General features: G+C 72.0%; 19 protein-coding genes. 10 read left to right on the top strand and 9 right to left on the bottom strand.

Features of this window, described 5'->3' with window-relative positions:
- Window positions 1-32: 32 nt before the first annotated feature.
- Together ACIGO6_RS10790 and ACIGO6_RS10785 are read right to left on the bottom strand one after the other, a co-directional pair.
- On the bottom strand, window positions 33-692 hold the full coding sequence (locus ACIGO6_RS10790; RefSeq protein ID WP_399874229.1) for a TetR/AcrR family transcriptional regulator: 660 nt from the start codon (window positions 690-692) through the stop codon (window positions 33-35).
- A gap of 100 nt (window positions 693-792) precedes the next feature.
- A complete protein-coding gene (locus tag ACIGO6_RS10785) occupies window positions 793-1281 on the bottom strand; it encodes an ATP-binding protein (protein WP_399874227.1) in 489 nt (162 codons plus the stop codon).
- Between the two features lie 144 nt (window positions 1282-1425).
- Here ACIGO6_RS10785 and ACIGO6_RS10780 point away from each other — a divergent pair, with 144 nt between their 5' ends.
- From ACIGO6_RS10780 to ACIGO6_RS10770, 3 genes are all read left to right on the top strand, one after another.
- On the top strand, window positions 1426-2268 hold the full coding sequence (locus ACIGO6_RS10780) for a helix-turn-helix domain-containing protein (RefSeq protein ID WP_399874224.1): 843 nt from the start codon (window positions 1426-1428) through the stop codon (window positions 2266-2268).
- The gene (locus tag ACIGO6_RS10775) at window positions 2265-2462 is read left to right on the top strand and encodes a DUF397 domain-containing protein (protein ID WP_399874223.1); all 198 of its coding nucleotides are present in this window, start codon (window positions 2265-2267) and stop codon (window positions 2460-2462) included. The genes ACIGO6_RS10780 and ACIGO6_RS10775 overlap by 4 nt, the downstream gene beginning before the upstream one ends.
- 219 nt (window positions 2463-2681) lie before the next feature.
- A complete protein-coding gene (locus tag ACIGO6_RS10770; RefSeq protein WP_399874221.1) occupies window positions 2682-4220 on the top strand; it encodes an ABC transporter substrate-binding protein in 1539 nt (512 codons plus the stop codon).
- 52 nt (window positions 4221-4272) lie between these two features.
- On the opposite strand, the gene ACIGO6_RS10765 is transcribed toward ACIGO6_RS10770, so the two are convergent.
- Window positions 4273-5880, bottom strand: coding sequence for a family 20 glycosylhydrolase (locus ACIGO6_RS10765; RefSeq protein ID WP_399874218.1), 1608 nt, complete (start codon window positions 5878-5880; stop codon window positions 4273-4275).
- Window positions 5881-6122: 242 nt separating this feature from the next.
- Here ACIGO6_RS10765 and ACIGO6_RS10760 point away from each other — a divergent pair, with 242 nt between their 5' ends.
- Both ACIGO6_RS10760 and ACIGO6_RS10755 read left to right on the top strand, forming a co-directional pair.
- The gene (locus tag ACIGO6_RS10760; protein WP_399874216.1) at window positions 6123-7406 is read left to right on the top strand and encodes a glycoside hydrolase family 1 protein; all 1284 of its coding nucleotides are present in this window, start codon (window positions 6123-6125) and stop codon (window positions 7404-7406) included.
- 10 nt (window positions 7407-7416) lie between these two features.
- A complete protein-coding gene (locus ACIGO6_RS10755; protein WP_399874214.1) occupies window positions 7417-8004 on the top strand; it encodes a TetR/AcrR family transcriptional regulator in 588 nt (195 codons plus the stop codon).
- A gap of 81 nt (window positions 8005-8085) precedes the next feature.
- Here ACIGO6_RS10755 and ACIGO6_RS10750 read toward each other — a convergent pair whose 3' ends face one another.
- Window positions 8086-10446 carry a glycoside hydrolase family 3 C-terminal domain-containing protein gene (locus ACIGO6_RS10750; RefSeq protein ID WP_399874213.1) on the bottom strand — a complete coding sequence of 787 codons (2361 nt, stop codon included), beginning with the start codon at window positions 10444-10446 and terminating at the stop codon, window positions 8086-8088.
- A 244-nt stretch (window positions 10447-10690) separates the two neighbouring features.
- Between ACIGO6_RS10750 and ACIGO6_RS10745 the strand changes: the two genes are divergently transcribed.
- Complete coding sequence (locus ACIGO6_RS10745) at window positions 10691-11698, top strand: SGNH/GDSL hydrolase family protein (protein ID WP_399874211.1); 1008 nt, start codon at window positions 10691-10693, stop codon at window positions 11696-11698.
- Here ACIGO6_RS10745 and ACIGO6_RS10740 read toward each other — a convergent pair.
- The gene (locus tag ACIGO6_RS10740; RefSeq protein ID WP_399874208.1) at window positions 11688-12383 is read right to left on the bottom strand and encodes a TetR/AcrR family transcriptional regulator; all 696 of its coding nucleotides are present in this window, start codon (window positions 12381-12383) and stop codon (window positions 11688-11690) included. The genes ACIGO6_RS10745 and ACIGO6_RS10740 overlap by 11 nt on opposite strands.
- Window positions 12384-12631: 248 nt before the next feature.
- On the opposite strand from ACIGO6_RS10740, the gene ACIGO6_RS10735 reads away from it, so the two are divergent.
- The 3 genes from ACIGO6_RS10735 to ACIGO6_RS10725 are packed head-to-tail and all read left to right on the top strand — an operon-like array spanning window position 12632 to window position 16265.
- The gene (locus ACIGO6_RS10735) at window positions 12632-13573 is read left to right on the top strand and encodes an ABC transporter permease (RefSeq protein ID WP_399874205.1); all 942 of its coding nucleotides are present in this window, start codon (window positions 12632-12634) and stop codon (window positions 13571-13573) included.
- On the top strand, window positions 13570-15426 hold the full coding sequence (locus tag ACIGO6_RS10730; RefSeq protein ID WP_399874202.1) for a dipeptide/oligopeptide/nickel ABC transporter permease/ATP-binding protein: 1857 nt from the start codon (window positions 13570-13572) through the stop codon (window positions 15424-15426). Before ACIGO6_RS10735 ends, ACIGO6_RS10730 begins: the two co-directional genes overlap by 4 nt.
- Entirely contained in the window at window positions 15423-16265 is an 843-nt protein-coding gene (locus tag ACIGO6_RS10725) for an ATP-binding cassette domain-containing protein (RefSeq protein WP_399874199.1), read from the top strand. Before ACIGO6_RS10730 ends, ACIGO6_RS10725 begins: the two co-directional genes overlap by 4 nt.
- Window positions 16266-16371: 106 nt before the next feature.
- Here the strand turns inward: ACIGO6_RS10725 and ACIGO6_RS10720 are convergent, their stop codons facing one another.
- On the bottom strand, window positions 16372-17862 hold the full coding sequence (locus ACIGO6_RS10720; protein ID WP_399874885.1) for a SulP family inorganic anion transporter: 1491 nt from the start codon (window positions 17860-17862) through the stop codon (window positions 16372-16374).
- Between the two features lie 427 nt (window positions 17863-18289).
- Between ACIGO6_RS10720 and ACIGO6_RS10715 the strand changes: the two genes are divergently transcribed.
- The gene (locus ACIGO6_RS10715; RefSeq protein WP_399874197.1) at window positions 18290-18700 is read left to right on the top strand and encodes a MerR family transcriptional regulator; all 411 of its coding nucleotides are present in this window, start codon (window positions 18290-18292) and stop codon (window positions 18698-18700) included.
- A 92-nt stretch (window positions 18701-18792) separates the two neighbouring features.
- Here the strand turns inward: ACIGO6_RS10715 and ACIGO6_RS10710 are convergent, their stop codons facing one another.
- Genes ACIGO6_RS10710 through ACIGO6_RS10700 form a run of 3 tightly spaced genes read right to left on the bottom strand, consistent with a single transcriptional unit; the run spans window position 18793 to window position 26244 of the window.
- Window positions 18793-19500, bottom strand: a complete 708-nt coding sequence (locus tag ACIGO6_RS10710) for a 4'-phosphopantetheinyl transferase family protein (RefSeq protein ID WP_399874195.1) — start codon at window positions 19498-19500, stop codon at window positions 18793-18795.
- Window positions 19501-19504: 4 nt separating this feature from the next.
- The gene (locus ACIGO6_RS10705) at window positions 19505-20269 is read right to left on the bottom strand and encodes a thioesterase II family protein (RefSeq protein WP_399874193.1); all 765 of its coding nucleotides are present in this window, start codon (window positions 20267-20269) and stop codon (window positions 19505-19507) included.
- On the bottom strand, window positions 20266-26244 hold the full coding sequence (locus ACIGO6_RS10700; RefSeq protein WP_399874190.1) for a beta-ketoacyl synthase N-terminal-like domain-containing protein: 5979 nt from the start codon (window positions 26242-26244) through the stop codon (window positions 20266-20268). The genes ACIGO6_RS10705 and ACIGO6_RS10700 overlap by 4 nt, the downstream gene beginning before the upstream one ends.

Raw genomic sequence — 26244 nt, 5'->3', positions numbered from 1 at the left:
AGTACTCGCCGTACGAGGGCGCGCCGAGCGACTCACTCCCCCGCGACGGACTCCGCGACGGCCGTGGTCGAGGCCACGTCGTCGACCACGGCCCGGGCGCGCTCCTGAGGCACCCCGGCCGCGATGAGCGAGGCGGTGGCGGTCCGGGAGCCGTCGTCCTCCAGTGCCCCGGTGTTGACCTGCTCCAGCAGCGCGACCGTCATCGCCTCGAGGCCGGCACTCAGCACCGCGGGGGGCAGATGGGCGGGGAAGACACCGTCCCGCTGACCGCGCTCCAGGATGGCGGTCACCTCGGCCCGGGCCGGTGCCAGGATCTCGGCCACCCGCTCCACGCCCAGGTCGTGCCGGGCCAGCGACAGGAGCATCCGGTAGCGGTCGCCCACCGGCCACATCAGCAGCGTGAAGTGCGCGAGCGCCCGATCGGCCGGTTCGGCAGGCCCCACCCGCTCCGCCCCGGCGGCCATCGCACCGCGCAGCACCTCGGACGCCTCCTCGGCGAGGGCCTCCAGCAGCGCCGCGCGCCCCGGGAAGTGACCGAACAGGGTCCGCCGTACGACACCGGCGGCCCGGGCCAGCTCCTCCAGGGTGGTGTCCGGATTCCGCCCCAGCTCCCGGCGGGCCGTGGCCAGGATGCGCGCCCGGTTGGACCGCGCGTTGCGCCGCTGCGGCTCACGGGCGACGGGCTTGCTCACGGAAACCTCTGACACGGAAGGGGGCGACGGGGCGTCCATTCTGGCACGGAGACCCCTCCCCGACCCGACCGGCGGCCCGCCCTCACAGCCTTTCGCGACCTCACGCGGGAGTCGTACACGCACACTCCGCCCACACCGTCTTGCCCGGCCCTTCTGACCGGAGGTGCCAGCCCCAGCGACTGGCGAGCCCCGCGACGAGGAGCAGCCCTCGGCCGCCGGTGTCCTCAAGGCCGAGTGCGTGCAGCGCCTCCGGGTGGGGCGGCGTGCGTTCGGTACGGGTGTCGGTGACCTCGATCCTGACCGTGCGGACGGGCGCGAGCACGTGCAGGAGAAGGTGGAAGTCCCGGCCGGAGACATGCCCGTGCCGTACCGCGTTGGCGGTCAGCTCGCCCAGGACCAGCACGATCTCCTCGTGCGGGCAGGTGCCGTACGGAATGCCCCAGGCGTCCAGCCGGTGCGCGGCCAGCCTGCGGGCGAGGCGAGCGCCGCGCGGGGTGGAGGTGAAACGCATCTCGAAGGTGCGACTCAAGTCGCTCCCGGGGCACGTGGGTTGTGAGGCGCCGACGGGGCTGGGGGGTTGGCTCATCATGCCGACAACGGTGTTCTCGGTCGCATAGCGTGACCAGTGGTGACGCACCGACGCGACCCGTTGTACGCGCGGTGGCGGTACGGGTACGAGGCGCGCGGCGTGTCGACGCTGCCGGACGGGCGTTGAGCCAGGGAGGCGGTAGCGATGACCGAGGTGGCAGGCGACGCGGGACAGGCAGCGGCGGACACATCCGGCCAGGGCGTGGTCGCCGCGTTCGGGCAGACACTGAAGACGCTGCGCGTGCGGGCGGGCCTGGAGCGCGAGGAGTTCGGGCGGCGGATCGGATACTCGGCGTCCACGGTCGCGTCGTACGAGCAGGGACGACGGATCCCGTCGCCCAGGACCATCGAGCGGGCGGACGAGGTCCTGGACGCGGGCGGGCTGCTGACAGTGTGGAAGGAGCAGGTGGAGCGGGCGCAGTATCCGGTGTTCTTCCAGGGGATGGCGGCTCTGGAGAAGGAGGCCATCGAGCTGCTTTCGTACGACACGCTGGTCGTCAAAGGCCTTCTCCAGACCGAGGAGTACATGAGGGCGGTGCTGTCCATGCGACGGCCACCCCTGATCCAGGAAACGACCGAGCAGCGGGTGGCAGCACGACTCGCTCGTCAGGACATCTTCGACCGGCAGCCCTCACCATTGCTGAGCTTCGTGATGGACGAGTCGGTGTTGCGGCGCCCGCTCGGCGGAAAGGACGTCCTTCGAGGGCAGTTGGAGCATCTGCTGCTCGTTGGCCACAAACGGAACGTCGAGATTCAGGTCATTCCGCTCGACTGCGAGGAAAGCGCGGGCGTGGACGGGCCGTTCACGGTCGTCACGCGTGACGACGGCAAGAAGTTCGCGTACACCGAGGCACAGGGAACCAGCACCCTTCAGACCGACCCGCAGCAGGCGGCGCTCGCCGCCGCCCGCTATGGGATTATCCGATCACAGGCTCTCACTCCGCGAGAGTCCTTGGAGTTCATCGAGAGGTTGCTGGGAGAGCTATGAACACCGATGAGTCCTCGGCCGTCGCGTCCGGTCTCCTCTGGGTCAAGAGCAGCTACAGCGGAGCCGAGGGCGGCGACTGCGTCGAGGTCGCCGCCGACACGGCAGTCGTGCACATCCGGGACTCCAAGGCCGCCGCCGGACCCGTCATCCGCGTTTCGCGCACGGCGTGGGCGGGGTTCGTCGGGGAGGCCTGACCCAGAGCGTCGCCCGAATCGGGCCCGGCCACGGCTGTACAGCCGTGGCCGGGCCCGCGTCATTTCGCGCGGACCGCATCCATTGACTCCGAAAACCGATCACATTACGGTTTTTGGAGTCGAGAGGCTCCCTCCGCCGGGACGCCCCTGTCCGTCGTGCCCTCGGGCTCCACCTGTCGCCGGTGAACGCGTTCCCGGCCCTCCCAACGGAGAGTCATCATGAGGTTTTCCGCTCGAAGCAGTGCTCTCGCGGCCACCGCGGCCGCGGCCTCATTGGTCCTCGCGGGCTGCGCGGGAGGAGACGCGGGCGGCGCGAAGGCCGGCGCGGCCACGCTCGACATCGCCACGCTCACCCGTGCCCAGAGCCTGGACCCCAAGGACGCGATCGGCAGCGCCCTGCCCTACTTCCAGGCGGTCTACGACACACTGATCCGAAGAGCACCGGACGGCTCCTACCAGCCGATGCTCGCGACGAAGTGGGCGTACGACGAGAGCAGGACCAAGCTGTCGCTGACCCTGCGCGAGAACGTGAAGTTCAGCGACGGGACCGTCTTCGACGCCCAGGCCGTCAAGGCCAACATGGAACACTTCAAGAACGGCGGCGGCGGCGCGGCCAAGACCCTCGACTCCCTGAAGCAGGTCACGGTCGAGGACGCCACGCATGTCACCCTGACCCTGTCGGCGCCCGACCCGGCGCTGCTGTTCCACCTCAGCGACGCGGCCGGCCTGATGGCGAGCCCGGCGAAGCTCGCCGACGGCTCGCTCAAGGTCGCCCCGGTCGGCACCGGTCCGTACACCCTGGACAAGGGCAGGACGACCATCGGCAACAAGTACGCCTTCCAGCGCAAGCAGGACTACTGGGGTCAGAAGCTGCCCTACGAGTCGCTGACCATCAGCGTCTTCGACAACGAGACGGCCGTCGCCAACGGCCTCAAGACCGGGCAGATCGACAGCGCGATCCTCCAGGACGCAGGCCAGCAGGCCGCCCTCGCCTCCGACAGCAGGCTGAAGAAGACCGACTTCACCTTCGACTTCCAGGGCCTGCTCCTCTTCGACCGCGGCGGCGTGCACACCCCGGCCCTCCGCAAGGCCGAGGTGCGCCAGGCCCTGAATCTCGCGATCGACCGTCAGACGATGCTCGACAAGATCCGCCAGGGCCGCGGCGAGATCACCAACCAGATCTACGGCCCCGAGACGAAGGCATACGACAAGGCACTGGACACCCACTACGCGCACGACCCGGCGAAGGCGAAGCAGCTGCTGGCGAAGGCCGGCTACGCCGACGGCTTCACGCTGAAGCTGCCGCGCGTCTCCGCGATCGTCAGCGACGCGCTCGCCTCGTCCATCAAGGCGGACCTGAAGGCCGTGGGCGTCACCGTCAGCTGGGACCAGCTCGACGGCGCGAGCGCCCTGCAGAAGATCTACCGCGAGCGGGCCTACTCGGCGATGGTCATGAACATCGGGCAGTCGCCGATCGACTGGGTCGCGTCCCAGGAGCAGGTCGCTCCGGGCACCTTCAACATGTTCGGCACCACCGACGCGACGGTGCAGCGTCTTCTGCCGAAGATCCAGGCGGGCTCCGAGCAGGAGGCGGGTGACGCGGCGCGCGCCCTGAACAAGCACCTCGTCGAGCAGGGCTGGTTCGTGCCGTTCTACCGGATGACGTACCAGATCGTCGCCGGCCCGGACGTCAAGGTGACCCCGCAGTCCGGCATGGCGGTGCCCTCCCTCTACAACTACGCTCCGGCCGCTTCCTGATCCGTGCCCCGGGGGCCGCGGGCTGTTCCGGCCCGCGGCCCCCGGGCGTTTCTCAGAGCCAGGGGACGTCGGTGGCCGGGAAGTACGCCAGCCGCCGCTGCCGCCAGAGCCGGCCATGGCGGGCGAGGGTGGCGCGATGCGCGTCCCAGGCGGCCGGCCGTCCGCTCCAGGCGGTTTCGGCGACGGAGGCCAGCCGGGGCAGGAGCATCGTCGTCAGGTCGTCAATGCTCCGAAGTGACTCGCCGAACACGGTCGCCTCCACTCCGGCGATCCGGTCGTCGGGAATGCCGTGCCCGGCCGGGTCCCAGACCGCGGTGTGGCGTACATCGCGCGGCCGGTAGCTGGGAAACCCGAGGCGTGCCGCGTCCGCCGCCCGTTCCGGGGGAACGACGGCGGCGGCGTAGCGGCGGTCGAGGTAGAGGTGGGACTGCGGGGAGAGGATCACCCGGCCACCGCCCGCGAGCACCCGCTGGAGGTCGTCCGCGGACGGCGCGAAGAAGCGTCGCATGGCCGCGACCAGTTCCGGCGTGAATCCGGCGGCCAGGAGGTCAGGGCGTTCGGCCAAGTCGTCGGCCGTGGCGGGCAGATCCATCATCTCCGGGTCGACCCAGTACTGCGCCAGATCCTGCTCCCTCACCCCGGCGCGCGCCGTCTCCTGCCAGCCGATGGGACGCTTGCCGAAGCCCCGTACCAGGGCGCGCAATTCCCGTACCGCCACGGCAAAGCTCTCGTCGGTGATGCCGACGGCTTCGTCGCCGCCGATGTGGACGAACGGCCCTGTCGTCATCGCGCACACGTCCGCCAGCACCTCGCGCACCAGCGTCCGGGTACGCGGGTCGGCAAGGTCGAGCGGGGGAACATAGGGGAAACGGCCCGCCACTCCCTCGGGGGCGGGCGCGTCGGGCAGGCCCGGTACGGCGGCGCGCAGGGCGGCGCAGTGGCCGGGCAGGTTGATCTCCGGGACGACGGTGATGTGCCGGCGGGCCGCGTACTCCTGGAGGGCGGCGTACTCCTCGGCGGAGTAGAAGGCGCCCATTCCGGAGCGGTCACGGGCGGCCAGGGCGGGGGTCGAGGGTGTTTCGATGCGCCAGCCCTCGTTGTCGGTGAGGTGCAGGTGGAGCACGTTGACCTTGTAGAGGGCGGCGAGATCGATGATCCGGCGCAGGTCGGCCGGGTCGATGAAGCATCGCGCCGGGTCGACCAGCAGGCCCCGCCAGGCATAGTGCGGCGCGTCGGAGAGTTGCCGGGGCTCCAGTTCGCCCTCCGGGTCCGCGAGTGCGATGAGCTGGAGGGCCGTGATGGCGGCGCGGAAGACGCCCACGTCGGTCCGGGCGCGGCAGGTGATGCCGTCCGGGCCGATGGTGAGGCCGTACGACTCGTCGACGGGTACGGGGGTTCCGCCGGGCGCGACGCCGGTGGTGCGGCGGGGGGACGGCGGCATCTCACCGAGCGTGAGGCGCAGTACGGGGCCCGGGTCGTCACTGGTGGCCGGCAGGAGCCGTATACCCAGGTGCGGTTCGAGGAGGGCGCGGATTGTCTCCTCGGTCCGGGCCAGGCCGGGGTCGGAGCGGAGGTGCCAGGGGCCCGCGGCGGCCGGACCACGGGCAGCGGCATGGACATGGGTGGCCGGGAGGGCCGGGGCGGGGATGACGGCGTTCACGGTTCCTCCGCCGGTCGCGCCGGGGCCCAGGAGCCCGGGCGCCGGTGTCAGGTTCGGCAGCGGGGCTCCTGGGCGCCGGCCCGGCCCGTGAAGCGGGAACTCCCCCCACGGTGCCCCTTCTTCGCGGACCGGAACCACCTGTACGCTAACACGAAAACCGATCAGTGAACGCTTTTCGCGCTTGGGAGCACCGCCGCACACCCACCTGCGCGGATCCCGACGCGAACGAAAGGAGCACCCGCATGGCAGACTCGTCCGGGCCCCGGTTCCCGCTGCCAGACGGCTTTCTGATGGGAGCCTCGACCTCCGCCCACCAGGTGGAGGGCAACAACGTCTCCAGCGACCTGTGGGCGCTCGAGAACCAGCCGGGCTCTGTCCTCCCCGAGCGCAGCGGCGATGCCGCCGACAGCTTCCACCGGTGGCCCGAGGACATGGACCTGCTGCGCGACCTAGGGTTCAACGCCTACCGCTTCGGCATCGAGTGGGCCCGGATCGAACCGGAGCAGGGGCATGTCTCCCGCGCCGCCGTCGCCCATTACCGGGCGATGGTCCGCGGTGCGGTCGAGCGGGGCCTCACCCCCGTGGTGACGCTCCACCACTTCACCTCGCCGCGCTGGTTCAGCGCCAGGGGCGGCTGGCTCACCGAGGACGCGGCCGAGCTGTTCGCGGCCTACGCCCGCACGGCGGTCGAGGTGCTGGGGGACGAGGTCCGGTATGTCGCGACGATCAACGAGCCCAACATGCTGGCGCTCATGCACGCGATGCGCCGCCGCGCGGCCGAACAGGGCCGGCCCTCGTCCGCCGGGGACGGGAACACGGGAGGCGTCGCCTTCGACCCGACCGCCGTCGAGCCCGACCCGGACGTGACCGCCGCACTCATCGGCGCCCACCGTGCCGCGTACCGGGTGCTGAAGGAGGCGGACCCCGGCTACCAGGTCGGCTGGACCGTCGCCAACCAGGTGTACGAGGCCGAACCCGGCGCCGAGGAGGTCGCGGCGGCCTACGCACGGCCCCGCGAGGACGTGTTCCTGGAGGCCGCGCGCCAGGACGACTGGATCGGCGTCCAGGCGTACACGCGCCACCGGATCGGCCCGCACGGCCCGCTGCCCGTCCCGGAGGGCGCGGAGACCACGCTGACGGGCTGGGAGTTCCACCCCGAGGCCCTGGGCGAGGCCGTCCGGCACACCCGGCAGGTGGTGGGGGCCGAAGTACCCGTCATCGTCACCGAGAACGGCATCGCGACCCCCGACGACGAACGCCGCGTCGCCTACACGGAGCGGGCGCTCGCGAGCCTGGTGGCACAGATGCGCGCCGGTGCCGACGTACGGGGATACCTCCACTGGAGCGCCCTCGACAACTACGAATGGGGCAGCTACCGGCCCACCTTCGGGCTGATCGCCGTCGACCCGGTGACCTTCGCCCGGACGCCGAAGCCGTCGGCGCACTGGCTGGGGTCGCTCACCCGCGACCGGCACCTGCCGTGCGGCTCCGACCGGCCGCGGCACGCCCCTCTCACTGCACGCTAGTGTGATTCACATGGCGAAACGGGGCCCCTACGAGAAGGGCGAGGCGAAGCGCAGAGAGATCCTTGAGGCGGCACTGGAGATCTTCGCCCAGGAGGGGTACCGCGGTACCTCCCTGCGCAAGGTGGCCGCCCAGTGCAACCTCAGCCTGCCCGGCCTCATGCACTACTTCGAGTCCAAGGAGGACCTGCTGACGCAGGTCCTGCGCGCCAGGGACGACACCGCCCGGACCCGGTACCCCGAGCTCACGGGCCCGGAGAGCTACCGCGCGATCATCAGGGAGGGCGCGAACACACCCGGGCTCGTCGAGCTGTTCGTCTCGATGTCCGCCGCCGCGAGCGATCCCGGCCATCCGGCCCACACGCACTTCGCCGAGCGTTATCCGGCGATCCGCGGCGAGATCGTCGAGTATCTGCGCCGCCGCATGGACGACGGAGGCATCCGCTCGGACATCCCGCCCGAGCGGCTCGCCGTCGTCCTCGTCGCCGTGGCCGACGGGGTGCAACTGCAGTGGCTGACCGACCGGTCCATGGACATGGAGGAGCCGATCAACGACATGATGACGCTCCTGTCGCCACCCCCGCCGACGTCGGCCGGGTGATGCCACGGGCGTGGCAAAGGGGGTCGCCATCGAGTGGTGGCGACCCCCTTGCCCGTGCCACAAGGCCCTGATGCCCGGTCGTCAGCGCTGACGACCGGCCCGTCGGCCCTGGGCGGCCACCTGCTCGCACAGGTCCGGGACCTGCGACAGAGGGACGGGGCTCTGCGGGAAGTCGGCGATGACCTCCAGTGGCATGCCGGCCAGGAAGCGCCGCATGACCGGATCGGCCAGTGCGCCCGCCCCTGCCTCGGCCCCGGTCTCGGACCGCGCGGCGCGACCACGCGCGAAGGCGTCGAGGAGAAGCGGTCCGCCGACCGGATGGGCCAGCCACTCACCCAGGGTGTTCCGCCCGGTCAGACGGACCCGTGACGGGTCGCCCACGACCCGGAGCTCCACGGTGCAGCGGATGTCGCGGGAGGAGGCGCCCGCCTCGATGCGGTACGTCCCACCCTCCACGAACCAGCCGCCCTCCCGCTCGCTGTAGTGGGCGAGGTCGGCGCGGCCGAGCTCGATGAGCACCTCGCGGCTCTCGCCGGGCTCCAGGTCGACCGCCGCGAAGCCGCGCAGCTCCCGTACCGGACGGGCCACCTTGGAGTCCTCGGGCGCGCGGCTGTAGACCTGGACCACCTCGCGGCCGGGTCGTCCGCCCGTGTTGGTGATCGTGACCCGTACCTCGATCCGCCGGCCCTCGTCCCGCACCACGGCCGAGAGGCCGCTGTGGGCGAACGACGTGTAGGACAGACCGTGGCCGAAGGGGAAAGCGACCTCGTCGCCGCGCCGGTCATGGCCCCGGTACCCGACGAACACGCCCTCTCCGTACCGCACATGTCCTTCCTCGCCGGGGAACGACAGGTGGGAGGGGCTGTCCTCCAGCCGCAGGGGGATCGTCTCGGCGAGCCGGCCGGAGGGGTCGGCGTGGCCGTACAGGACGCGGGCGAGGGCGCTGCCGCCGCCCTGGCCGAGCAGCCAGCCCTCGACCAGGGCCGGCACCTTCTCGTGCCAGGGAGACGTGCGCACCACCCCTCCGTTGGACAGCACCACGGCGACGCGTGGATTGGCCGCGAGCACGCGGTCGAGGAGCGCGATCTGGGCGGCGGGCAGGTCGATGTGGTCGCGGTCGAAGCCCTCCGACTCGTCCTGGGCGGGAAGCCCGAGGAAGAGCAGAACGGTGTCACTGCGGGCGGCGACCCGCTCGGCGTACGCGGCCAGCTCCTCGCGTACGGCCGGGTCCTCGCGTACGGCCGGGTCCTCGTCGCCCGTCAGGCGGTAGCCCTCGGCGAACTCCACGTGCGCGCCCTGCGCGTACTCCTTCAGGGACTCCAGGGGCGTGTCCAGCCGGGTCGGTGTGACCTGGGAACTGCCGGCGCCCTGGTAGCGCGGGGTGCGGGCCAGTGCGCCGATCACGGCGACCGTTCCGGCCGACGGGTCCAACGGCAGCAGGGACGACTCGTTCCTGAGCAGGACGACGCACCGTTCGGCGGCCTCGCGGGCCAGCTGGTGGTGTTCTTCGTACGGCACCTGTCCTGCGGCTCGAGGCGCCGCACCGGCCGTCGCCCTGCGGGCCAGCAGGGCGAGCCTCGCCACTGAGGCGTCGAGGTCCGCCATGGCGGCCTCACCGCTCTCGACGGCGGCGACGACCTCGCGGTCGGTGCGACCACCGGTGCCCGGCATCTGCAGGTCCAGCCCGGCCCGCAGCGCGGCGACCCGGTCGCGCACGGCGCCCCAGTCGGACATGACCACTCCGTCGAATCCCCACTCGGTGCGCAGGATGTCGGTGAGAAGACGGCGGTTCTCGCTGAGCGGCACCCCGTTGAGCGCGTTGTAGGCGGCCATCACGGACCACGGGCGGTCACGGCGGACGATGCGCTCGAAGGCGCGCAGGTAGATCTCGCGCAGCGGACGCTCGTCGATGTCCGCGCTCACGCGCATGCGGTCGGTCTCCTGGTTGTTGGCCGCGTAGTGCTTCAGCGCGGCCCCGACTCCGGCCTCCTGGAGCCCTCGGACCATGGCACCGCCGAGTTCGGCGGTCAGGAGCGGGTCCTCGGAGAAGTACTCGAAGTTGCGCCCGCACAACGGCGAGCGCTTGATGTTGATGCCCGGACCGAGCACCACGTGGACGGCGTGGGCCCGGGCCTCGGTGGCGATGGCGGTGGCGACACGCCGGGCGAGGTCGCGGTCCCAGCTGCTGCCGAGCGCGACGGCCGGCGGGAAGCAGGTGGCGGGTGCCGCGCTGTGCAGGTCGAGCTGGCCGCCGTCGCCCTCGTCCTTCGGAAGTCGCAGGCCGTGGGGCCCGTCGGACAGGGAGAGCGCGGGAATGCCCCCCACCGCTTCGGTGACGAAATCACCCGCGCCGCTGGTCAGAGCGGCCTTCTGGGCGGTCGTCAGAGCACCTGCCGCGATCGCGGTCTCCCCCGCCGAGGGGGTTCGAGTCTGCTGGGTCATGGAGTCTGCCCCGGTCGTTCGGCGAGACGGCACTCTGCCGCCATGCCAAAACCATATATTGATCGGTTTTGGAAGTCGAGACTGCCGCCACGAGCCGCACGCGTGCCCACAGGACTCGTTTCCGCCGTGCGCGATCCATTGACGGCCGGAAACCGATCGCTCTACGGTTTTCGCGCCGGCCCGGCCCCCTCGGGCGGGAGCCGCGCCGGCCGGGCCTTCACCACTCACGAGAAGAGGTACAGCGATGACGCTGCGCCCTGCCCAAAATCGCCCCGCATCCGCCGGTTCCGCGCGGCGGCGCCGTGCCGTACTGATCGCCGTCTGCGCCGGAGCCGTACTCGCCGCCACCGCACTGCCCGCCACCGCGCTGCCCGCCCGTGGCGACCAGGGCGCCCCCGGGCACGGGCGCGGACATGAGCGGGGACATGAACAGGGATATGAGCGCGGACACGGCCGCGCAGCCGAGGCGGCACTCGCCGCCGCACCGCCGGTCGGCCACTACGCCGCACTGGGCGACTCCTTCAGCTCCGGCCTCGGCATCCCCACCCAGACGGACGCCGCCTGCGGCCGGTCCGACCACAACTACCCCACGCTCGTCGCCGCGGCCGTCGGCGCCGCCGGATCGACGGACGTGACGTGCGCGGGCGCCGAGACCCGCCATGTGACGGGGGCCCAGAACACCGCCGCCCCTCAGATCGACGCGGTCCGCCCCGACACCTCCGTGGTCAGCGTGGGCGTCGGCGGCAACGACCTCGACCTGGCCGGCGTCATCACGCGATGCGTCCTGCTGGCCTACCTCGACCCGCAGGGATCGCCCTGCAAGAACAGCTTCACACTGTTCGGCACGGACGAGATCGGCTCCCGCATCAACGCGACGGCCCCGAAGGTCGCCGGCGCACTCCAGGCGGTGCGCGCCAAGTCGGCGCAGGCGAAGGTGCTCGTCGTCGGTTACCCGACGATCGTCCCCGACGACGGCTCGGCGTGCCGCGAGACGATCCCTCTCGCAGCGGGCGACTTCGCGTGGCTGCGCGACAAGACCAGGCAGCTGAACACCATGCTGGCTCAGCAGGCCGCCGCCCACGGAGCCACCTTCATCGACACCTACGGCCCCTCGGTCGGTCACGACGCCTGCAAGCCCGCCGGTGTCCGCTGGCTCGAGCCCGCGGACACGGAGGCCGGTGCCGGCTTCCATCCCAACGCGGCGGGCCACCGGAGTACGGCGGCCACCATCGTCGCCGCGCTCAGTGGCTGACCGGTCCCCGCTCCGGGGCCACCGGGGGAGCAAGGCCGTAGTTCCACAGGAACTCCCACACCCGCTCCTCCATCGGCACCGCCGCCGGCTCCAGCAGCCACTGCGTCTGCAGACCGTCCATCAGGGCCAGCAGCTGCTGGGCAACGGCATGGGGATCGGCCGCCACCGGGGGCTCGGACGACGCGAACAACTCGCCCAGCAGGGCACCGATCTCGGCGCGCAGCACCCGGTAGCGCTTGACGAAGTAGGCACGAGCGGGATGACCCGGTTCGGACGCCTCGGCGGAGAGCTTCGCGTAGAGCGCCACCAGACCGGGCGTCCGGCTGTTGCGCCCCACCACGGCGACCAGCCGGTTCAGCCGCTCTGCCGCGGGGTGCCTCGCCGCCGCGACCACCGGATCGGGGCCCCTGCCGAGCAGGCCTGGGAACAAGTAGGCGGCGTCGTCCTCGTCACGGCGGCTGAGCACCTCCAGCAACAGCGGTTCCTTGCCCGGGAAATGGTGCAGGAGCCCGGCATGGGTCATGCCGGCGTGCGCGGCGATCTCCCGCAGGGACACGGAGTTGTACCCCGAGCGGGAGAACAACTCGGTCGCGGAGTCGAGGATGCGGGCACGGGTGCGCTCGCCCTTCGTTCTGGGCTCGTTGCCGGGTTCCTTGCCGGGTCGCTTGCCGGGTTCCTGGCTCAAGGGACGGTCTCCTCGGGCAGCGGGGTCGGGCGCGCGGGACACGCGGAGCAACGGAATCTACCAGCTGGTAAAAACGCGGCCGGGAAACCTACCAACTGGTTGATTCTGTGGGTAGGGTGACCGTCGTTCCCGCCCGCGGTCCCGCCGGGGACGTTCCTCCGCGCTTGCACGGGGCTCTCCCGACAAGGCCCGGCCCGGGCGCGGTTCATGCCGGCCGATGCGGCCGCCGGTCACGGATACCGAGACACATGTTGAACTTCATCGCACGCAGAATCGGCGCGGGAGCGGTGCTCCTTCTCGTCATCTCGCTGCTCTCCTACCTGCTGTTGTCGATCCCCGACACCGACGTCGGCCGCCAACTCCTCGGACCGGGCGCGTCGCAGGGCGTCGTCGACGCCAAGAACGCCGAACTCGGTCTCGACCGGCCGGTGCTCGCCCAATACACGGAATGGCTCGCGCACGCCGTCCGCGGCGACCTCGGCACCTCCTGGTTCTCCAGCGAGGACGTCACCCTCGCCGTCGCCAACCGGCTGCCGGTCACCCTGAGTCTGATGCTCGGCGTCACCCTCGTGACGGCACTGCTGTCCTTCCTGCTCGGTGTCTGGGCCGGTGTGCGGCGCGGCGCCGTGGACCGCTTGGTCCAGGTCCTCGGCGTCATCGGCTACGCGCTGCCCGGCTTCCTCGTGACCCTCGTCCTCGTCCTGGTCTTCGCCGTACGGCTGAACTGGTTCCCGGCCATCGGGTACACCCCCTTCACCGAGTCCCCCAGCGGCTGGCTGGCGACGGTCACGCTGCCCGTCGCCTCCCTCTCCGTGGCGGCCGTCGCGGGCGTCTCGCAGCAGGTCCGCGGCGCGGTCATCGACGTCATGCGCCAGGACTACGTGCGCACACTCCGGGCCCGCGGCCTGTCCGAGTCCCGGATCGTCCTCAAGCACGTCCTGCGCAACGCCTCCGCACCCGGACTCTCCGTGCTCGGCATGCAGTTCGTCGGGCTCCTCGGCGGCGCGGTGCTCGTGGAGCAGATCTTCGGGCTGCCCGGCATCGGCAGCATGACCGTCACCTACACCACCCGTGGCGACATCCCCGTGATCATGGCGCTGGTCATGCTGACGGTGATCGGTGTCGTCCTGATCAATCTCCTGGTCGACATCATGATCGGCTGGCTCAACCCGAAGGCGAGGATCGCATGAGCGACGACCTCCCGGCCCGCCCCGACCCGGCGGTGGTGGCGACAGCGGCCGTCCCCCGGCGCGGCACGGGGCGGCGTCTGCTGCGCAACCCGCTGGCCGTCGTGTCCCTCGCGGTCCTGATCCTCCTGATCGCCGGCTCGCTCCTGGCCCCTGTCCTGGCTCCCCAGGGCCCGGCCGACTCCTCCCTCTCCGACGCCTTCGCCGGTCCGAGCTCCGCGCATCCCCTCGGTATGGACTCCGCCGGACGCGACATCCTCTCGCGCCTGCTCCACGGCGGGCGCAACACGCTCGGCGGGGCCGTGATCGCCCTGGCCCTCGCGCTCCTCCTCGGTGTTCCGGCCGGCCTGTACGCCGGGTACCGAGGCGGCTGGTTCGACGCCGCGGCCAACTGGACGGTCAACCTGGTCATGGCGCTGCCCGCCATGGTCGTGCTGCTCGCTTCCCGCGCGATCCTCGGCCCGAACGTGTGGGTCCTCATGATCGTCCTGGGAGTCCTCGCCGCGCCGAGCTTCTTCCGGCTGGTGCGCGGCATCGTCGCCAACGTGCGCGGCGAACTGTACGTGGACGCGGCCCGGGTCTCCGGGCTGTCCGACGCCCGCATCGTGGCCCGCCACGTCCTCACGGTCGTCCGCGGCCCGATCATCATCCAGACCGCCCTGGTCGCCGGCATCGCGATAGCCCTCCAGGCGGGGCTGGAGTTCCTGGGCGTCGGCAGCGGCTCCACGGCCACGTGGGGCGCCATGCTCAACGAGGCGTTCCAGAACATCCAGCGCGCCCCCGCTCTCCTGCTGTGGCCCGGGCTCGCCCTCGGCCTGACCAACGCCACCCTCGTACTGCTCGCCGCGGCACTGCGGGACGTCCTGGAGGACCGGACCGGCAAGCAGACCGGACGGGTCAAGCCCCGTACATCCGCACCGCTCCCCTCGGCCGAGACGGCTACGGCACCGCCGGCCGAGACCGGTACGGCACCGTCCGCGGAGCCCGGCACGGCCGCCGAGCGCGCCGAGCTCCTCTCCCTGCGCGGAGTCAGGGTCGCCTACGCCCAGCCGGACGGCACCGACAAGGAGGTCGTGCACGGCGTCGACCTCGACATCGGCCGCGGCGAGATCGTCGGCCTGGTCGGCGAGTCGGGCTCGGGCAAGACACAGACCGCGTTCTCCGTCCTCGGCATCCTCCCCGAGGGCGGACGTCTCAGCACCGGCAGCATCCTCCTGACCGACCGGGAGATCGCGGGACTTCCGGAGCGGGAGCACCGGGCCCTGCGCGGCACGACCGTCGCGTACATCCCGCAGGAACCCATGAGCAACCTCGACCCCGCCTTCACCGTCGGCAGCCAACTGGCCGAACCGATGCGGCAAATCCTCGGCCTGTCCCGGAAGGAGGCCGCCGAGCGGTCCGTCGAACTGCTCCGCCAGGTCGAGATCCCGGCGCCCGAGCAGGTCGTGCGCCGGTACCCGCACGAGATCTCCGGCGGCATGGCCCAGCGCGTCCTGATCGCCGGCGCGATCTCCTGCGACCCCGCCCTGCTCATCGCCGACGAACCCACCACCGCGCTGGACGTGCGCGTCCAGGCCGAGATCCTCGATCTGCTGCGCCGGTTGCGCGAAGAGCGCGACCTGGGCGTCCTGCTCGTCACCCACAACCTCGGTGTGGTCGCCGACCTCTGCGACCGGGTAGCCGTGATGAACCAGGGCCGCATCGTGGAGACCGGAACCACCGAGCAGGTGCTCCACGAGCCCCAGGACCCCTACACCCGCGACCTCCTCGGCGCCGTCCTCGACTCGGCTCCCGCACGGGAACCCTGGCGGCCCCGCCCGACGCGTCCCCACCCGACAAGGAGCGCCTCCGCATGACCACCCCCATCGCCGAAGCCCTGCTGTCCGTACGGGACGTGAGGGTGTCGTTCCCCGGCAAGGGCTGGCGGGCTCCGCGCACCCAGGTACTCAAGGGCGTCGACCTCGACATCAGACCCGCCGAAACCCTCGGACTCGTCGGGGAATCGGGCTCGGGCAAGACCACCATCGGCCGCGCGATCCTCGGCCTGCTCCCCGTCGCCTCCGGAACCATCACCTTCGACGGCGAACGCGTCGACACTGCGAGCACCAGCCGCCGCCGCGCACTGAGCCGTGAGATCCAGGTCATCTTCCAGGACCCCTACACCTCGCTGAACCCGGCGCGGACCATCGGCGACACCCTCTGCGAGCCCCTCCTCGCCCAGCGGATCGACGCCCGCGACGCCCGCGACCGGGTCGCCGCCCTCCTGGAGCAGGTCCGACTGCCGGGCGACGCCGCCGCCCGACTCCCGCGCGAGTTCTCCGGCGGCCAGCGGCAGAGGGTCGCCATCGCCCGTGCGCTGGCCCTGCGCCCTCGCCTCGTCGTCTGCGACGAACCTGTCTCCGCCCTCGACCTCACGACGCAGGCCACCGTGCTCGACCTCCTCCTCGACATCCAGGAGGAGACAGGAGTCGCCTACCTCTTCGTCTCCCACGACCTGTCGGTCGTCCGCAGGGTGAGCCACCGCGTCGCCGTGATCCACCGCGGCGAGATCGTCGAGACCGGGGACGCCGACACGCTCACCAGCTCCCCGAACCACCCCTACACCCGCGCTCTCCTACTGTCCGCCCCCGTCTCCGACGTCACCGAACAACGCCGACGCCGCGAGCAACGAGCCGCCCTCGCCAAGACGGAGTGAGACAGTCGCGCCCGAGGGACCTGCGCGCGGGCCGTCTGCTCCGAAGCCGCTGGACCACGGGGATGGCCGGTGCGCTTCGGCGGAACCGGCCGGCAGGCCTCCGGCGTCAGTGACCGGCTGCGAGTTCGCCGCTGAGCTTGGCGTGGAGATCGGCGCTGGGGGTGTTCAGGCCGGTGATCTCGACGGTCTTGCCGCGCTGGGCGTACTTGGTCTCGATGGCGTCGAGGGCCGCGACGGAGGAGGCGTCCCAGATGTGGGCGGCGCCGAGGTCGATGATGACCTTGTCCGGGTCCGTGGCGTAGTCGAACCGGCCGACGAGGTCGTTGGAGGAGGCGAAGAACAGCTCGCCGGTGACCCGGTAGACGACCGTCGTGCCGTCGGGGTCGACCACGGCCGTGACCTCGGCGAGGCGGGCGACGCGCTTGGCGAAGATGACCATGGCGGTGACGGAGCCGACGACGACGCCGACGGCGAGGTTGTGGGTGGCGACCACGCCGGCGACGGTGATCAGCATGACGGCGATCTCGCCGGCCGGCATCCGCCGGAGCGTCTTCGGCGCGATCGAGTGCCAGTCGAACGTCGCGAACGACACCATGACCATGACGGCGACCAGGGCGGCCATCGGGATGTCGGAGACGACCGGGCCGAAGACGATGCACAGCACCATGAGGAAGGCTCCGGCCAGGAAGGTGGACAGGCGGGTGCGGGCGCCGGAGACCTTCACGTTGATCATCGTCTGGCCGATCATGGCGCAGCCGCCCATGCCGCCGAAGAAGCCGGTGACGATGTTGGCGATGCCCTGACCGATCGACTCGCGGGTCTTGTTGGAGTGGGTGTCCGTGATGTCGTCGACCAGCTTGGCGGTCATCAGCGACTCCATCAGACCGACCAGCGCCATCGCGAACGCGTACGGGGCGATCGTGGTCAGCGTGTCGAGGGTGAAGGGGACGTCCGGCAGGCCCGGCACGGGCAGCGAGGAGGGCAGCTCGCCCTTGTCGCCCACGGTCGGTACGGCGATGCCGGCCGCGACCGTGATCACGGTCAGGATGACGATCGAGACCAGCGGGGCGGGGACGACGGTGGTGATCTTCGGGAAGAACACCATCAGTGCCAGACCACCGAGGATCAGCGGGTAGACCGGCCACGGCACGTTCCGCATCTCCGGCACCTGGGCCATGAAGACCAGGATGGCGAGCGAGTTGACGAAGCCGACCATCACGCTGCGCGGGATGAACCTCATCAGCCTGGCCACCCCCAGGGCGCCCAGGACGATCTGGAGGACGCCGGCCAGGACGACGGCGGCGACGAGGTGGCCGAAGCCGTGCTCCCGGTTCAGCGGCGCGATCACCAGGGCCACGGCACCGGTCGCGGCGGAGATCATCGCTCGCCGGCCGCCCACGATCGCGATCGTCACCGCCATGGTGAACGAGGCGAACAGACCGATCGCGGGGTCGACTCCCGCGATGATCGAGAAGGAGATCGCCTCCGGAATGAGCGCGAGCCCGACGACCAGGCCGGCCAGGGCCTCGGTGCGCCAGACCTTCGGGTCGGAGATCCAGTCGGGCTTCAGGCCGCGCAGGCGGGCGGCCGGGGACACGGCAGTGGCAGCAGAAGACAAGGGGGACGGAACCTGTCGTGCTCGGGCACACCCCGTACGGCAGGCCGGGGCACGCGGAGGGAAACGGTGGCGCCGGGTGGTCGGCACCCCGCGGGCGGCTGCGTGAGAGCGGAGCCGAAGGTCGCGGCGGGGACGGAGCGGCCGTGCGACGGGCGCCGGGGCTCAGACCCAGGGGCGCGGCGTCACGGCGGGCAGGCGGCGGCGCCGGGCGTCATGGGCTCGCGCACGCTTCTCTCCTGCAAGAATCGGGACTTCGCCGGGGGCGGCATCGGCCCCGGCACGGCAACGGCGGGACAGCGGTGAACCGCCCTCGCCCCAGCAACTCTACCCTAACGTTAGGGTAGAGAGTGGCGGTGCCCGCTCGGGGCTCCGACCGACAGTGACGAGAGGCCAGAGGATCACGGGCGTGGACGGCAAGCACATGCAGATCGGCGAGGTGGCCACGCGGACCGAGCTGTCCCTGCGCACGATCCGGCACTACGAGGAGGCCGGCCTGGTCGTCCCCTCCGCCCGCTCGCAGGGAGGGTTCCGCCTCTACACCGAGCGGGACGTCGAACGGCTCATGGTCGTCCGCCGCATGAAGCCCCTCGGTTTCACCCTGGAGCAGATGCGCGACCTGCTCGACGCCACCGACCGCCTCGACGGTGCCGGTCTGTCACCGGACGAGCGGGAGGGCCTGCTGGAGCGCGTGCGCGCATACGAGCAGGACGCCGCCGAGCAGGTGGCCAAGCTGCGCGTGCAGCTGGCGCGGGCCGAGGACTTCGCCCGGACGCTGCACGAGCGCGTGGAACGGAACCAGGACGCCCAGGCCTCGTAGGCGTGCGGCGGCCGGCGCAGCAAGGTCGGCGAAGTGGGCACGGCAAAGTGGCACGCCCCGGTGAGCGACGGGGACATGCGAGCCCTTGGCCGTCACGCGAGGCGGGGACGGAGTCGGCCGGGGAGGTCCGACGCGGCGAGGAGGTCTTTGCGGGTGGGCTCGACGACGGAGATCCCGGTGTCCTCCCGGGAGCAGGCGGCGAGCCAGTAGTCGTCGCCGTGGGGCACCTGTTCCAGGCGGGGGCGGGGGTCGAGCGTGCCGCGCAGGATGCGGGGACGCCGGTCCGGGGCCCGCACGCTGAAGGAGTCCATCGGGACGGAGAGTCCCCGCCCGAGGTACTTCACGTAGCTCTCCTTCAGGGTCCAGATGCGCACCAGCCGCCGGGCCCGCCGGTCGGCGGGCGCGGCGGCGACGTAGGCGTGCTCGTCCGGGGCGAAGCGGTGGGAGATGTCGACGGCTCCGGCGTCGGTGTGCTCGATGTCCACGCCGATCTCCGTGCCGCTCGTCCCGCAGGCCACCCAACGGCCCGCGTGGGAGAGGCTGAAGTGCAGATCGGGGACGCGTACGAGGTACGGCTTGCCGTACGCGTCCCGTGCCGTGTCCAGGTCGCCCGGCGTCAGGCCGTGGCGGGTGAGCAGGGCGTGGCGCAGCAGTGCCCCCGCCGCCAGGCACCGTCTTCGGTCCGCCGCGAAGTGGAACCGGTCCGCGCGGGCCCGCCGCTCCGCCGGCGCGACCCGGTGCAACCGGTCCGTGTCGGCCTCCGAGAGCCGGTCGACGTCGAAGACCAGGACCGTGGGCACCGCCTCACCCGCGCTCGTGCGTCAGCCCCGCGGGGAGACCGGACACGTCGGACGCCGCCTGCCGCTGCTGCCAGCGTCGCTGCATCCGGGACTCCATCAACGCGGCCATCGACGCCCGGTGCTCGTCGTGGAAGAAGTGCCCGCCGTCGTACTCGAACACCTCGAACGGGCCGTCCGTGTAGTCCGCCCAGGAGTCGGAGGTGACCGGGTCCTCGCGGCCCTGCATGAGCACGATCGGGCACCGCAGCTTCTCCCGGGCGGTGTCCACGTACCCGCCCATGAGCCTGAGGTCCGCCTCGATGACGGGCGCGAGGTACTTCACGAAGCCGGCGTCCCGCAGCACTTCCTCGCCGACCCCGCCGTAGCGGCGCAGTACGTCGTCGAAGCCGTCGGGGGTGTCGAGGTCCTTCACCCGGGTGAACCGGGACTCGCACGGGGCGGAGGAACCCGAACCGAAGAACACCAGCGGGGGGTTGTCCAGCCGCTGCTGGCACAGCTTGGCCACCTCGTAGCCGATGACGCTGCCCATGCTGTGGCCCCAGATGGCGTACGTGCCGCGGAAGACGTCGGCGAACTCGGCGAATATCTCCCCCGCGAGGGCACCGACGGACGCCGGCATCGGGGTGCTCAGCCGGCGCTCGCGGAACGGGTACTGGACGACACGGAAGTCGACGCCGTCCCGGAAGGCGTGGCGCCACCTGCCGTAGTACAGGGCGCCCGCTCCGGCGTGGGGGAAGCACACGACCGGGATCTGCACATCGGTGGTCACGAAGGACTCCTCACACTGTCGTTCTCTCGCACCAGGCGGCGGACTTCCTCGTCCAGGATCCTGGTGATGTCCTCGGGTTCGTCCGCCCACCTGCACTGGAGGACGAGGTCGAGCCGGCCGCCCGTGGTCCTGGCGGCGCAGAAGCAGTCGGCGCCGCCGGTGGCGTCCCGGCCGTCGGCGGGCTGGTCCGGCGTCAGGTCCCACACGGTGTCGTAGGCGTCCTCCACCCGGCCGGCGAAGTTGAACACGCACGGGGACCGCCCGGCGAGCCCCCGCGTCGCCGCGGCCACCTTGCGGTGGGCGAGGCGGGAGCGCAGGTCGTGGCCGAGGTCCAGGAAGCTGATGTTGTGCCTGTTCAGCATGCGGGTCCGTGCCCCGACGGCGCCTGCCAGGTCCTGGCCGGCGGCCGGGTCGGCGGGGAGCACCACGGGCAGGGTGTCCAGGGCCATGCCCATGACGTCGGAGAAGTCCTCGCCCGCGAAGGTCCGGGCCCGCACCACGAGGTCGGCCGCGACCTCGTCCACCGACAGCAGCCGGGCGACGAGGCGGGCGTACAGGTGCAGGGCCAGCGAGAACGGCTCGGGTTCGGTACCGTCCGGGCCGCGCAGGGCGTCGAGGTCGACGGAGTGACGGACCTGGTGGACCGGCCGCCCGGCGTGGCGGGCGGCCCGGTCGCGGAGCGCCGCACCGGCGCGGCCGTACCGGACGAGGTCGAACCTCTCGACGATCTCGTCCGCCGTGATGTCCACGGGCCCCCGGTGGATGCGCCACTGGAGGTGCCGGAAGCTCTTGGCGGCGGGCATCGCCCGGCCCGTGCCGGCCGTCAGCTCCTGGTACCTCTTCAGCAGGTCGGCCCGCAGGACCTGGCCGGAGGACGCGTCGAAGATCGCGTGGTCGAAGCGGAAGAGCAGGTCGTGGGAGCGCTCGTGGTACTTCACGAGCACGGCCTCGTACAGGGGCTGGTCGAAGGGGTCCCGGGCCGGGGCCCAGTCGCGGCCGGCCAGCCTCGCGCGTGCCCGTGCCTGCCGGTCGGGCGTCATGCCGGACAGGTCGACCCGCGGCAGCGGTACGTGCTCCGGGGGCTCGAACTCCTTCCACCGCGGGCGGCCGAGGGACCGGGTCAGGAAGCTCCGCAGCAGCCCGTGCCGTCCGACGACGTCGCACAGCGCGCGCTGCAGGACCTCGGCGTCGACCGGCTCGCGGAACTCCATGACGTAGAGCTGGAGGCGGTCGCCGCTCGCGAAGTGCTGCCGCTGCATGCCGGTCAGGGGGTAGGTCCACCGCACCGGCCGGGAGCCGAGGTGCCGGCCCAGCTCGCGTCCGCACCGGTCGATCTCGCGGAACGCGGCGTCCAGCGCGCTCTCGTCCGCCGCCGCGCCGGTGTCGAACCCGAGGGAGGCGAAGTCCCGGTGCTCCAGGAACGCCTCGCGCAGGGAGCCGGGCAGGACGTGGTGCGGTACGAGGGCGGGGGGCAGCCGCAGATCGCGGAGCTCGCGGGCGGCCCGGTCGCGCAGCGCGTCGTCCAGGCCGTCGACGAAGAGGAGGAGCCGTGGCTCGTCCTCGCCCTCGGGGTGGAACTCCTCGACGACGCACTCCGTGTCCAGGCGTCCGGCCAGCAGGGCGGCGACCGTCCCGGGCGAGCCGGTGTCCTCGCCGGGGCCCTCCGCGGCCCGGGTGACGAACCGCGCGAGGTCGTCGACGGTCGGGTGGTTGTAGACGTCGCCGGCGAGGATCTTGTGGCCGTGCTCCTCGAGGACGCTGAGGAAGCGGATCAGGCGGACGGAGTCGAGCCCGAGGTCGAAGATGTCGGCCCGCGCGTCGACGTCCTCGAAGCCGAGGAGGTTCGTCAGTTCCCGTCGCATGAGCGCGCGGACGGCGTGCCGTGCGTCGCCGGGCGCGGCCGTGTCGCCGTCGCGGCCGGAGCCGGGGCCGGCCGCCGGGCGTGCGGCGGTGACGGCCGTGAAGGTGGCGTCCGTGCCGTGGTGGGCCGCCCGGATGCCGGAGTCCTGCATCCGGGCGAGCAGGCCCAGCGCCGACCGGTCGCCCTCCACGAGGGGGCCGAACGCGTAGAGGCGGGTGACATCCCCGGCCGCGTCGATCAGCTCGTTCTCGGCGAACCAGCGGGTGACCGAGGCGTCCCAGGCCCGTCGGCCGAGCTCCGGCCGGGACAGGATCTGCCAGGGCGCGCCCCGCTCCCGGCTCACCCGGCGCAGTACGTCGACGACCGGGCGCCGGCCGGCGAGGGCGCCGCCGGTGTCCGGCACGTCGTCGGACGGCGTGTCCCACAGGACGATCCCGTCCGTCTCCTCCCCCTCGTCCAGCCGCTCGGCCAGGGCGCTCGCCACCGCACCCCACGTCGCCCCGGTCACGGGCCGCGCGACCGTCACGCGTTCCTCGGCGCCGCCCTTCCGGGTGGGCGCCTCCTGCTGGTCCCGGCCGTAGGGAACGACCCGGACCGTGCGGTCGGGGAGTCCGTCGCCCAGGGCGTCGAGCAGCGCCGGGAGGTCGGCGGAGCGGCACAGGACGGTCGTCCGGCGGGCGGGGCTACCCAGGGGGCCGGTGTCGCCGTGCAGGGGGACCATCACGGGCGCGAGGCGTTCCGCCCCCGAGTAGCGGACGGCGACCTCCTGAGGGCCGTCCTCCCGCAGTTCCCGCCGCAGGCCCGTGCTCCAGGCGGTGCGTCCCCGTCGGCCGGTGAGCGGTGCGTCGCAGCGCAGCGCCCGCACCCGCAGGCCGGGGAACTCGTGGTTCAGACCGATGAGCCGCGGGAGCACGTCGGCGTGGTCGCGCAGGTGGCCGGCGGTGTCGAGCACCAGGACGTCGGTGACGGCCGGTTCCGCCGCCTCGGAGGCGACCGTGCACAGGTCGCGCAGGAACCGGGTCAGCGCGGTGTGGTCGTCCCGGTGGACGACGAACGCGTCCCCGGAGAGGGCGTGCCGGTCCAGGTCCCGCACGAGCCGCGTCAGGTCGTCCGGGTGACCGGGTCGGACGACGGCGCCGGACGGCCCGTGGAAGCGGTACTCCGGGCCGAAGGTGACGTACAGCGCGCGCCAGTGCGGGATGTCCGCCAGGACGCGCCGGAGTTTCGCGGCGTCGTCGGTGAAGACCACGGGCACCCGTGGCCGTTCCCTGCCGTGCAACGACGGGAGCATGGTGCGGGACCAGACCCGGCGCAGCGCCGGCCACGGTCCGTCGGCGGCGACGGGCGCCTGCGTCGCGCCCGGACCGGGCAGGGCGGCGGTGTGCGGGGCCGCGGTGTCGCCGGCGTCCGACAGCATCCGGTGGAACTCGGTCACGTCGACCGGGTACGCGGTGTGGTCGAACGGGTAGAGCGGGAGGCCCAGTTTGCGCGGGTTGCGGCCGCTGTGGAACGCCTTCCAGTCGAGGCCGACGCCGGCCTCCCACAGCCTGCCGACCACGCGCGCCAGGTGCTCGTCGTCCCCGAGCGCCTCCATGCGGTGCCGCAGGGTGTTGACGGCGGTGACGTCCGTGGCCGCGCCGCGGCCGACGGTCCGCACGAACGACGACAGCGTCTTGCCCGGGCCGACCTCGACGAAGAGGTTGTCGCCCCGCGCCAGGATCGTCTCGACGCCGTCCTTGAAGCGCACCGTCCGCCGGATGTGGGCGCAGTAGTACTCCGGGTCCGTGGCCTCCTCCGGGGTGATCCACGTGCCCGTCACGTTGGACACGTACCGGATCCTGGGCGGCCGGAAGGTCACCTGCCGGGCGACCTCGCGGAACTCCTCCAGCATGCTCTCCATGAACGGGGAGTGGGCGGCGTGGGCGAGGTCCTTGACCCGGGTGGCGGCGATGCCGTGCTCGGCGCAGCGCCGCTCGAACTCCGTGACGTCCGCGACGGCGCCGGAGACCGTGCAGTCCTCGGGGCTGTTGACGGCGGCGATCACCAGGTTCTCCGGCAGCATCGCCCGGACGGTGTCCTCGGCGGCCTTGACGGACGTCATGGCGCCCTCCGGCGTGGCCGCCATGAGGCTGCCCCGGGCGTGCACCAGGCGGACGCCGTCCTCGAGGGAGAAGACGCCGGCGACGCAGGCGGCGGCGAGTTCGCCGGTGCTGTGGCCGATCATGCCCTTGGGTTCGACGCCCCAGCCGATCAGCGTCTTCGCCATGGAGTACTCCAGCATGAACAGGATCAGCTGAGCCGTCTCCATGGAGTTCATCCGCTTCTCCGTCGCGGCCGAGTCGCCGGAGAAGACCTCGCGGGGCACCGGGTTGCCCAGGGCCTCGCTGATCGAGAAGCACTCCTCGAGGTGGTCGCGGAAGGCGGGCTCGGTGGCGTGGAGGTCGCGGGCCATGCCCAGGTACTGCGAGCCGGTGCCGGTGAAGAGGAAGTGGACGCTGCGGCGGGTGTTCTTGCCGAGGTCCGTCGGCTCCTCCCCCGCGTCGAGGGACTCCTGGAGCCGCTCGCGCAGGTGCCCGGCGTCGCGGAAGTCCACGGCGTAGCGGTGGGCGAGCCGGCGCTGGCGGTTCTGCAGGGTCCACGCGAGGTCGGAGCCGTCCAGGTCCGGGTGCGCGGCGAGGTGTGCGGCGAGGTTCCGCTTGACGCGTTCGAGGGCGTCGGCGGAGGAGGCCGCCACGACGAGGGTGTTGTGCCGTCGGCCGGCCGGCGCGGTGTCGGCGGTGGGGGCCTCCTCCAGGACCAGGTGGGCGTTGGTGCCGCCGATGCCGAAGGCGCTCACGCCCACGCGCAGGGGCTGCCCGTCCTGTTCCGGCGCCCCCTTGCGCCGCAGTTCCTCCTGACGTCCCACCACGTAGAAGGGGCTGCCGTCGAGGCTGACGGCGGGGTTGATCTCCTGGAAGTGCAGGGTGCGCGGGACCGTGCGGTGCTCGACGATCTTGCAGGCCTTGATGAGCGAGGCGACGCCCGCCGCGGTGTCCAGGTGGCCGATGTTCGACTTCAGCGACCCGAGGCCGACCGTGCCCGCGGTCCCGGGGCCGAACGCCTTGCGGAGCGCCTCGACCTCGATGGGGTCGCCAAGGGCGGTGCCGGTGCCGTGCGTCTCGACGTAGGACACCTGGGCGGCTGTCACACCGGCGACGCGGTGCGCCTTGCGGATCACCTCGGCCTGGCCCTCGATGCTCGGCGCCGTGTAACCGACCTTGCGGTTGCCGTCGTTGTTGGCCGCCGAGCCCTTGATCACCGCGTAGACGCGGTCCCCGTCCCGCAGCGCGGTCTCCAGCCGCTTGAGGACGACGACGCCCGCGCCGTTGCCCTCGACGGTGCCGGCGGCGTCCTTGTCGAAGGCCCGGCAGCGGCCGTCCGGCGAGTGGATCATGTTCTCCTGGTAGAGGTAGCCGCGCCGGTGCGGCAGGGTCAGGCCGCTGCCGCCGGCCACCGCGATCTGGCAGGCGCCGGTCCACAGGTACCGGCAGGCCATGTCGACGGCGACCAGCGAGGTCGAGCAGGCGGTGTGCAGGGAGAGCGCCGGGCCCTTGAGGTCCAGGGCGTAGGCGATCCTGGTGGCGGTGAAGTCCTTGTCGTTCAGCTGCATGCCGGCGAACATCACGCCCGAGCGGGCGATGGACGTGCGCAGGGTGTGCGCCTCCCAGGGGAGGTTGTTGGTCGCGCCGAGGAACAGGCCGATGGACTCGCCGCGCCCGTCCGCCGAGTACCCGGCGTCCTCCAGGGCGTGGTAGACCTCCTCGTGCAGGGCCCGGACCTGCGGATCCAGCATGGCCGCGTCGGCCGGGGTGTAGTGGAAGAACGCGGAGTCGAAGCTCTCGAGCCGAGGGAAGACGCCGCGGGCCCGGACGTAGTTCTCGTCGGCCAGTTCCTCGGGGGTGACGCCGGCCGCGAGCAGTTCCTCGTCGGTGAAGCGGGAGACCGCGTCGACCTCCTCGACGAGGTTGTGCCAGAAGGCGTCGAGGTCCTCGGCGCCCGGGAACCTGCCGGCCATGCCGATGACCGCCAGTTCCAGGCCGGTGTACTGGCGTTCGGGGTCCTTGCGTGCAGCCAC

It is taken from the genome of Streptomyces sp. NPDC053750 (assembly GCF_044544295.1).
Taxonomy (GTDB): domain Bacteria; phylum Actinomycetota; class Actinomycetes; order Streptomycetales; family Streptomycetaceae; genus Streptomyces.
Note: the sequence above shows the minus strand (reverse complement) of the source record. Positions and strands in the feature narration are given on the sequence as shown.

What these genes read in the sequence shown, in the direction of transcription:
- ACIGO6_RS10725 (WP_399874199.1), top strand. Translation starts at nt 15,423, where the DNA reads ATGACCACCCCCATCGCCGAAGCCCTGCTGTCCGTACGGGACGTGAGG.
- ACIGO6_RS10775 (WP_399874223.1), top strand. Translation starts at nt 2,265, where the DNA reads ATGAACACCGATGAGTCCTCGGCCGTCGCGTCCGGTCTCCTCTGGGTC.
- ACIGO6_RS10730 (WP_399874202.1), top strand. Translation starts at nt 13,570, where the DNA reads ATGAGCGACGACCTCCCGGCCCGCCCCGACCCGGCGGTGGTGGCGACA.
- ACIGO6_RS10770 (WP_399874221.1), top strand. Translation starts at nt 2,682, where the DNA reads ATGAGGTTTTCCGCTCGAAGCAGTGCTCTCGCGGCCACCGCGGCCGCG.
- ACIGO6_RS10755 (WP_399874214.1), top strand. Translation starts at nt 7,417, where the DNA reads ATGGCGAAACGGGGCCCCTACGAGAAGGGCGAGGCGAAGCGCAGAGAG.
- ACIGO6_RS10780 (WP_399874224.1), top strand. Translation starts at nt 1,426, where the DNA reads ATGACCGAGGTGGCAGGCGACGCGGGACAGGCAGCGGCGGACACATCC.
- ACIGO6_RS10760 (WP_399874216.1), top strand. Translation starts at nt 6,123, where the DNA reads ATGGCAGACTCGTCCGGGCCCCGGTTCCCGCTGCCAGACGGCTTTCTG.
- ACIGO6_RS10785 (WP_399874227.1), bottom strand. Translation starts at nt 1,281, where the DNA reads ATGATGAGCCAACCCCCCAGCCCCGTCGGCGCCTCACAACCCACGTGC.
- ACIGO6_RS10745 (WP_399874211.1), top strand. Translation starts at nt 10,691, where the DNA reads ATGACGCTGCGCCCTGCCCAAAATCGCCCCGCATCCGCCGGTTCCGCG.
- ACIGO6_RS10735 (WP_399874205.1), top strand. Translation starts at nt 12,632, where the DNA reads ATGTTGAACTTCATCGCACGCAGAATCGGCGCGGGAGCGGTGCTCCTT.
- ACIGO6_RS10750 (WP_399874213.1), bottom strand. Translation starts at nt 10,446, where the DNA reads ATGACCCAGCAGACTCGAACCCCCTCGGCGGGGGAGACCGCGATCGCG.